Here is an 8,061-nt window from a genome sequence, read left to right on the forward strand (position 1 = left end):
TCGGAGCGGTAAGCCATGAAGACGAGTAAAGTGAAATTAAAACATCAGATATGGCTTATCTTTTTTTTCTCGATCGTTATATTTACCGTCATGGAGATCTATTTCTTCCATAGCTTCTCTAATTTAACCCAGAAACGGGCTGCCACTTACGGCAACCAGATGATCGAACAGACCCGCCGCAAGATTGATACGGTGTTCAATGATATCCGGGTCAGCACCGGCATTGCCGTCAACAGCAAGCTGATTCAGGAATTCTCCGTGGAGGTCGATGACTACAAAAGAGCGTTCGACAGCGGTCCGTATGCACTGGATCTTATGGAATATATGAGATCCTTCAATTCCTATGTGAACGGTATCGTCATTAACGACATCAAGGGAAGGCGGCTGCACAGTCTGGACTCGGCAAGCGGCGATATTTTTTTCATCAACCCCTATGATACTTTTATTCAGAAATATAAGGATGACCCGTTGCTGCGGGAGCGGGGGAGGTTCACCACGATTCTGAAGGACGTACGGACAGGTACGGAACAGTTCTTCTATATCGCGCCGATTGTGGAGAACATTGGGGGAGTCTATTTCTCCCAGATTACAGGTTACTGCACCGTGATGGTCAACATGGACAAGCTGCAGGGGCTGGTAGAAGATACGGAATTCACGCAGAGCTCCACCTTGTATATTCTGAATAACCGGGACGAGGTGATTGCTTCCACGAATTCGAGTGCACGGGGCACATTGTTCCGGGAAGTTCTGGCTATGGACAAGGACAGTCTGCTTCACGGTGTAAAGACTACCATTGACGGAGAAGAGATTCTCGTTCAGGTCAAGGGTCTGGAGCAGGCAGACGGGTGGCGGGTGGTTAGTATGATCCCGGTGCATGAGCTGACTGCGGACATGGCCCCGATGCGCAAGGTCAGTATTATCGTCGGCATTGGCATTATTCTAACCATGCTCTTAACCGGAAGCTTCTTCATGAACAATCTGATGCGTCCGTTAATGGGACTGGTTATGGATATGAAGAGGGTCGCCCGCAAGGACATGGGCTTCCGCATTAAAGTCCGGTTCACCAATGAGGTAGGCCTCCTGGCCCGCGACATCAACCGGATGATGGATGAAATGGAGGAGATGGCCCGGGATATGTTCGCTACCCAGGCCAGACTCTATGAATCTGAGCTTAGCCAGAAGCAGGCGGAATTCGCCGCCCTGCAGAGCCAGATCAACCCGCACTTCCTCTATAATACGCTGAATTGTATCAGCAGCATCGGGCTGGAGTACGGGAGCAGGGAGATCGCGCAAATTACCTACTGTATGTCCAAGATTTTCCGGTACAGCATCAAAAAAGATAATCTTGTACAGATCGGGGAAGAAGTGGACTGTATTCAGGCGTATATGAAGATTATCTCCATCCGCTACGAGAATAAATTCTCCATGGAGCTTGAAGTGGAGGAGAGGCTGCTGTCTATGAAGACGCCCAAGATGATCCTCCAGCCTATTGTAGAGAACTCTGTCTATCACGGACTGGAGCGCATGGATCAAGGGGGGCGGCTCCTGCTTACCGGGAGTACCGATGTGCACGGGGATGTGACTTTTTGTATCACAGATACAGGGAGGGGAATGGAGCCGGAGGAGCTGGCCGCCCTTCAGGCCAAGCTTAGTACGGATTACCCGGAACGAACCTCAGACGGACAACCGGCACAAGGCATCGGGCTAACGAATATTCATCACCGGCTGCGGATGCTGTTCGGAGAGGGCTACGGGCTCACCGTCGAGAGCCGATTCGGCCAGGGAACGACCGTGACCGTGAAGATTCCGCAGTTGCCGTTCGACTGCAATACGATTGAAGAGATAAGACAAACCGAGGGAATGTGAGCTATGACTCTACGTAGATCCTGCGTAGATCCTGCGGACAGAATATCCCTGTCTGTAATTCGTAAGATCCGGCCGGATTCCCAAGGTTCCCTCTGGAGCACATCAGACAGATGGTTACCGGGAGGGCAGATAGGCCTATCTCGTACCAACAGGAGACACTTGTACCATCAGGACACACTCGTACCATCAGGACACATCCTTTAACCGGGAGGTGTCCTTTTTGAGTGCATGTGATTGCATAGCTGGGGGAGCCGGCAACAATATGGGCAAGGATGTGGCAGCGCCTGTCGTTAGCGCCTGTCGTAGCCGGAAGCAGTTGGATTAACTACACTTGCTCATGAACGTAGGAGCCCTTGCCGGGTAACAGTTGGAAAAACAGCACTTACTAGGCGGCAATTCGAGCAGAGTAGCGGATATCCGTGAAATTAAATTACGTTTATCCAACTAATTCTCTCAGATGCTGCAAACGATCCAAATTAAGATACGTTTATCCAACTAACTATTTATTGGGAAATTTGGAACTGGAGGAGCGGTAGCGACCGCCCGAAAGCTTTCCGAAGGAAAGCTACCTCGTAAGCATAAGCTGTCACTGGATTTCACCCGCGAACAGCGGTATTAATCAAGAAATCTGGGGACAACAGCGGCCGGAAGTCCAAATGTTCACCGCAGTGACGACGAAGTTTCAAATTCAATTACTTAAGTGCATTTTATATACCCTCAGATTCATCCTCCGGTTGATTCTATTGGATTCCCGCCCTAGATAAGGCACTTTTTCTAAAACGGTTACAAAAACCATTTAAGATAGTACATTTTTTAAATGTTCTCCAGAAGGTAGAATGAGGACGCTAACCCATAAAAATCTAAGCAAGAGGGAGATGAAAAAAAATGAAAGCGTTTTTATCTGTCAAAGGAGGGCTGTACATGTCTGGAAAAAGATCCAGGGTTCTGCTGCTGTGTCTCGCACTGCTACTGATGCTGCCACAATGGGGCGGGGTGGCGGCTGCGGAAGAGTCAACGCCAGCTTCACCGGGGACGGCCGCTGTGCAAGGAGGGAATAACGTGTCCGATTTCTACAATGTTATTATGCAGACGGGAGCCGATCCCTGGGTATACCAGCACACGGACGGCTATTATTACAATGTATTCGTCAATGCCAGCGGAATCATGATCCGCAGGTCGAAGACCATCACCGGCATTGAAGCGGGTGAGCGGAGCCTGGCCTGGACACCGGTTAAGGGGACCCAGTATAGCTCCAATGTGTGGGCGCCGGAAATGCACTATCTCAAGGATACGGACGGAGCGTACAAATGGTACATCTACTTCGCAGCCGACAACGGAACCAACGCCAACCACCGTATGTACGTGCTGGAGAACGCCAGTGCAAATCCGCTGAGCGGAACCTGGGAGTTCAAAGGTAAAATCACCGATTCCACCGACCGCTGGGCGATCGACGGCACGGTGCTGACGGTGGGTGACCAACACTATTTCATCTGGTCCGGCTGGGAAGATACGGACGGAAGCTTCCAGAATCTATACATCGCCCGGATGAGCGATCCGCGGACCATAAGCTCGCCGCGGGTATTGATCTCTACGCCTGAGCATGCTTGGGAGACATCCCCGGGCAGAATCAATGAAGGCCCGCAGATCACTATAAAGGGAGACACCATTAATCTGATCTATTCGGCCAACGGAAGCTGGACTGACAGCTACTGCCTCGGGCTGATTACCGCCAAGCTCACTGATGATCTGCTGAATCCGGACTCCTGGATCAAGCGCGACCAGCCGGTCTTCTCCAGCGCGAATGGCGTGTACGGCCCTGGCCACCACAGCATCGTCACCTCTCCAGACGGTACAGAGGATTGGATTATCTACCATACCGCCCGCTGGCCGGGCTCAGGCTGGACCCGCAATGTCCGTGCGCAGAAGTTCACCTGGAAGGCAGACCATACGCCGAATCTGGGCGAACCCGCCAATCCGAATAGTCCAATTGCAGTGCCTTCGGGTGAGCCGTTGCGGACGCGTTATGAAGCGGAAGCAGCTCTACTGGTACAAGATCCGGCTGGTGAATCTTCCCCGGCTGTCCGGCGGGAAGTCTCCGCATCCGGCGGGATGAAGGTCGCGAGCATCAGCAACACCAATGATTATGCCCGGTTTACCGTTAACGTGCCGCAGGCAGGCTTTTATATGCTGTCTGTACGTAATGCCAATGGCTCACCGGATGCGGGAGAGGCCTCCCATACCTTGACGGTCAACGGCGGCTCCGGTGCCAATCTGAACATTGTCTATTCGGGCTTGAACCGCTGGGGGGCTTCCACGGCGAAGGTCTATCTTCAGCAAGGCAGCAACACGATCAGTCTCTACAAGGGAAAAAATGTTGCCGAAATCGACAGTATGGATGTGTTCCGGCTGAATACGTCAGAACTTCTATTTGAAGCTCCAGGGTTCACGCTGGGCTTGGGGGAAACCCGCAGTTTGCCCCTGTATTCGGTAACAGGCGCTACTTATGCCCCTATTAATACGGGAGCGGTCTTAAGTTCTTCAGATACGAATGTAGCCGTTATTACAGGCAATCAGATTAAGGCTCTAAAGGCAGGCAGTGCGACCATCACCGCTGTCTACAACGGGAAAACAACTACGGCTGCGATTACCGTAACTGCGGAGCCTAAATCGGTGCAGTCTGTTGTAATGAAGGGGTTATCCCCTATCCTGACCAGCGGGCAGACCAGCTTGCCCCTTCAGCTAACAGCACATTATAACAATTATGAAGTTCAGAAGGTGACAGGCAGTGCCCAGTATACCAGCAGTGATCCCGGGGTAGCCAGGTTGGAGTCCGGTTCGGTTGGCCATGCGGTGTATGCGGTGAAACCGGGCACAGCTCGTATAACAGCCGTGTATAGCGGTAAGCAGGCGGAATACGATCTGACTGTCATCGCAGCATCTGAGGCGGTTCAAGTGGTAACTGCGGTGAAGACTCCTTCCGGAATCCCTCCCAAACTGCCAGGCGTTGTGGATGTCGTCTACAACCATGAGCCGAAGCAGGCCGCTGTCGTCAGCCGGGACCTGGCAGGACTTAATTTCAGTTCGCTTGGCACGGTTCAGGTGCCTGTTACCCTGAGTCTGGATGGCCGGGAGTTCTTCTCCACCGTTCCCGTAGAAGTGGTTCCGGGTTATGGCCTGGACGAGATTGTGAAGCAGCTCCGCGATAAGCTGGCCAATTTCTCCTATCCTCTGGGTAACGGGGCGGGCAACTACAGCCAAGCTAAGTATGATGCCTTCACAACCGCGGTGGATCATGCGGAGGAGCTGGCCGGGAACGCCGAGCTGACCAAGCAGCAGTATGACGGAGAGCTGACTAAGCTTGCTGAAGCAGAAGCCGCCTTGTTAGGTTCGCTTAATACCACGCAGGGTGGCGTGTTCTATAACGCTTACCGGGATTTCTCCGGCGACACGGCAGGCAAATACCCTTACGGCATTGTCAGCGAAGCTCTCACCGGCGGCGCTGCCGCCACTGTGCAGGAAGAGAACGGGAATAGATTCCTGCGGCTGACGACTGCTGCTACAGCGGGCAAGGCCAACCTTTTCCTGCCGTATACAGGTGAGGTTAAGGCCGCCGCGAATCAGCGTATCGTTATCGAATATCGCGTCAGATTGAACAGCAGCTTCCCTTACGCCAATGGAGCCATGGTGAGAAACGATAGCGGCACCGGTAATTATTCCATGGTCACGGCTTTTGATACGGGTAAAATCGTCGTGCAGAATGGAGGCTCCAATAAGGTTAAGGTAAAAGACTTCAGTCTGAACACATGGTACAAAGTCAAAATGGTCGCTAACTGGGACGCCAAAACTTATACCGTCTATATTAACGATGCTCCTGCTCCGGTAGCGACGAACTTCAGCTTCCGCCATACCGGCGGCAGCAAGCTGACCGGCCAGTTGTTCGGAATTGACGGTTACGCAAATGCCTCCATTGACTTCGACGATTTCAAGGTTAATATTACTAACACTAACAGTACTACTACTAATTACTAATACTGCCCAGCCTGAATCGAAGGATCAATCTGTTGATGCAGAGGGGGCTATGGAGGAATAGATATGTCAACTCAGACATACGAGAAATTTGAACCTTTGCACAATGCGCAGCTTGTTCTGGGATACTTGACATCCATGGTGGATGAAAAGGAGGATAATCTGCCGTACTGGCTGGTGCTGCCTCACAAGAAGCCTGCCGAAGCTGCTCATTGCCGGGTAGACGATGCCGAACTGGTCGGCTCCTGGTACGAAGCCATTGACGCCGTCCGCAAAATGCTGAAGACGGAAGAGGGAGCGGAGGTTCAGCTCTCCTTTTACCGTCATCTCATGAAATCCTGGGGAGAGCATGGACTGCGCTTTCATGAGCCATACCCCTGGACGCATACGAATCATATCTCCTTTCATGAAATGGGCTATATTCTTCCGGCGCTGAACCGGATGGTGGAGAATCATCCAGAGGATCTGGAGGCGGAGAAGAGAGCTTCGGGGCTGGTCAGAGGCATGCGCTCCCTTGTCATAGAGAGGAAGGTCCGAACCTTCTGGTCGGGAGATTATGAGGAGAAAGAACCGATCTATGAGTTCCCAAATGATGTGTATTTGAGAGAAGGCGGGTTCGATCTGTCCAGGCATACCGGAAGGGGCGAGCAGGCCATCCGAAATGCTATTGTGCTTCACTCCCTGGTGCGCAGATATGAGCTCGCCGGAGACGAGGTAGCGCTGGATCTGGCAGTCGGCATTGCCAACCACCTGCTCGGGCCTTCGCGTTATTTCAATTACAAGCTGGAGTTCTTCGGCCATGTTCATTCCGCAGGCTGGGTAGCCTCGGGGCTGGTCCGTCTTGGACGGATTACAGGCACCAGGCGCTATATTACCGCAGGCAAAGGAATCTATGATTATATCCGTTCCCTGTCGTCCTCCTTCGGCTGGGTGCCCGAATATGCCCAGTGGCATCCGCAGCATGAGGAGCACTGTGAAACCTGCTGCATCAAGGATATGATCGAATGCGCCAATGAATTGATTCTGGCCGGGTACGAGGAATACTGGGAGGATATGACCCTGTTTGCACGGAACCAGCTGGTGGAGAATCAGATCAAGGTATCTTCCTATGTAGTGACAGACAATACTTTGCCTGACGGGGAGGGAGTCACCTACAGGGAGATTGATCAGAGAATGATTGGCGGCTTCACCGGCGGTTCCCTTGTCAACTCCATCTCATTGTCCAAATTCCGCTCCATTGCAGGCTGCTGCGTCGGCATGGCTCCCGTGGCCCTGGAGATCGTATGGAACCGGGCGGTGGAATTCTCGGGCGGGAGAGTACTCGTCAATATCCCCGTGGACAAGGAGACGGAGGAAGCCACGGTGAGCATGAATTATCCTGATACCGGCTATATTTCCGTCACGCCTAAGCAGCAATGTGACGTAGCGGTACGGGTGTACGATTGGATGGGCCAGAACCTTAGCATGAAGATTAATGGAGTGGCTTGCATATCCTCAAAAGAGGGCAACCTGCTGGTGTTCCACAATGTAGCGGCAGGGGCTATGGTGGAGCTGGAGCATCCGCTGGAGACAGCGGTGGTGAAAGAAACGGTACGGGGCGAGGAATATACGGTATCGTGGAGAGGCTGTGATGTCGTCGATATCGCTCCTCGCGGAGAGCACTTAAGACTGTACCAGCGGGATTTGCGCATCCCGAAAACCTATCCGTCAGCGGACGATGTCCATTTCACCGGGGCCGCCAATTTCGGTCCTACCCAGCAGGCACAGACGAAACAGTAGCACCAGACACAATCAGAGGCCACAACCCGGCACTAGCGGGTTGTGGCTTTTGATTATGCAAATATAAGAAGTTGAGAGAAGCGGAATTAGCAGATGGATTTTGTCCACTTGCTGATGAATGACTGGTCACTTCTATAACAGCAGATGGATAAACAGCACTTAAATTCTCCCAATTCACCCCAAGTTGCGAAAACGCATACTAGTAGATGCTGTTCATCCACTTGCTTCCCCGTATTCCTCGCAAACGGGCAAATTAAGATACGTTTTTCTAAGCCTGTTGATTACCCAAAATAAGGTAGCAAAAAGGCCGCTGATTCGTTAAAGTGTTTGTACCCCTACAAACATACGAAACGAGGCGACCTCATGAAAAAGTCTACTTCAATATCAAAT

At 52.1% G+C, this 8,061-nt stretch carries 3 protein-coding genes; all 3 read left to right on the forward strand.

The features are described from left to right. The first annotated feature begins 15 nt into the window (after positions 1 to 15). Complete coding sequence (locus tag HQN87_RS03195; protein ID WP_173127550.1) at positions 16 to 1,866, forward strand: sensor histidine kinase; 1,851 nt, start codon at positions 16 to 18, stop codon at positions 1,864 to 1,866. 921 nt (positions 1,867 to 2,787) lie between these two features. Continuing rightward, positions 2,788 to 5,895 carry a family 43 glycosylhydrolase gene (locus HQN87_RS03200; RefSeq protein ID WP_173127553.1) on the forward strand — a complete coding sequence of 1,036 codons (3,108 nt, stop codon included), beginning with the start codon at positions 2,788 to 2,790 and terminating at the stop codon, positions 5,893 to 5,895. 63 nt (positions 5,896 to 5,958) lie between these two features. After that, the gene (locus HQN87_RS03205) at positions 5,959 to 7,671 is read left to right on the forward strand and encodes a glycoside hydrolase family protein (RefSeq protein ID WP_173127557.1); all 1,713 of its coding nucleotides are present in this window, start codon (positions 5,959 to 5,961) and stop codon (positions 7,669 to 7,671) included. Positions 7,672 to 8,061: the final 390 nt, after the last annotated feature.

It is taken from the genome of Paenibacillus tritici (assembly GCF_013204885.1).
GTDB classification, from domain to species: Bacteria; Bacillota; Bacilli; order Paenibacillales; family Paenibacillaceae; genus Paenibacillus_AQ; species Paenibacillus_AQ tritici.

What these genes read in the sequence shown, in the direction of transcription:
- HQN87_RS03195 (WP_173127550.1), top strand. Translation starts at nt 16, where the DNA reads ATGAAGACGAGTAAAGTGAAATTAAAACATCAGATATGGCTTATCTTT.
- HQN87_RS03200 (WP_173127553.1), top strand. Translation starts at nt 2,788, where the DNA reads ATGTCTGGAAAAAGATCCAGGGTTCTGCTGCTGTGTCTCGCACTGCTA.
- HQN87_RS03205 (WP_173127557.1), top strand. Translation starts at nt 5,959, where the DNA reads ATGTCAACTCAGACATACGAGAAATTTGAACCTTTGCACAATGCGCAG.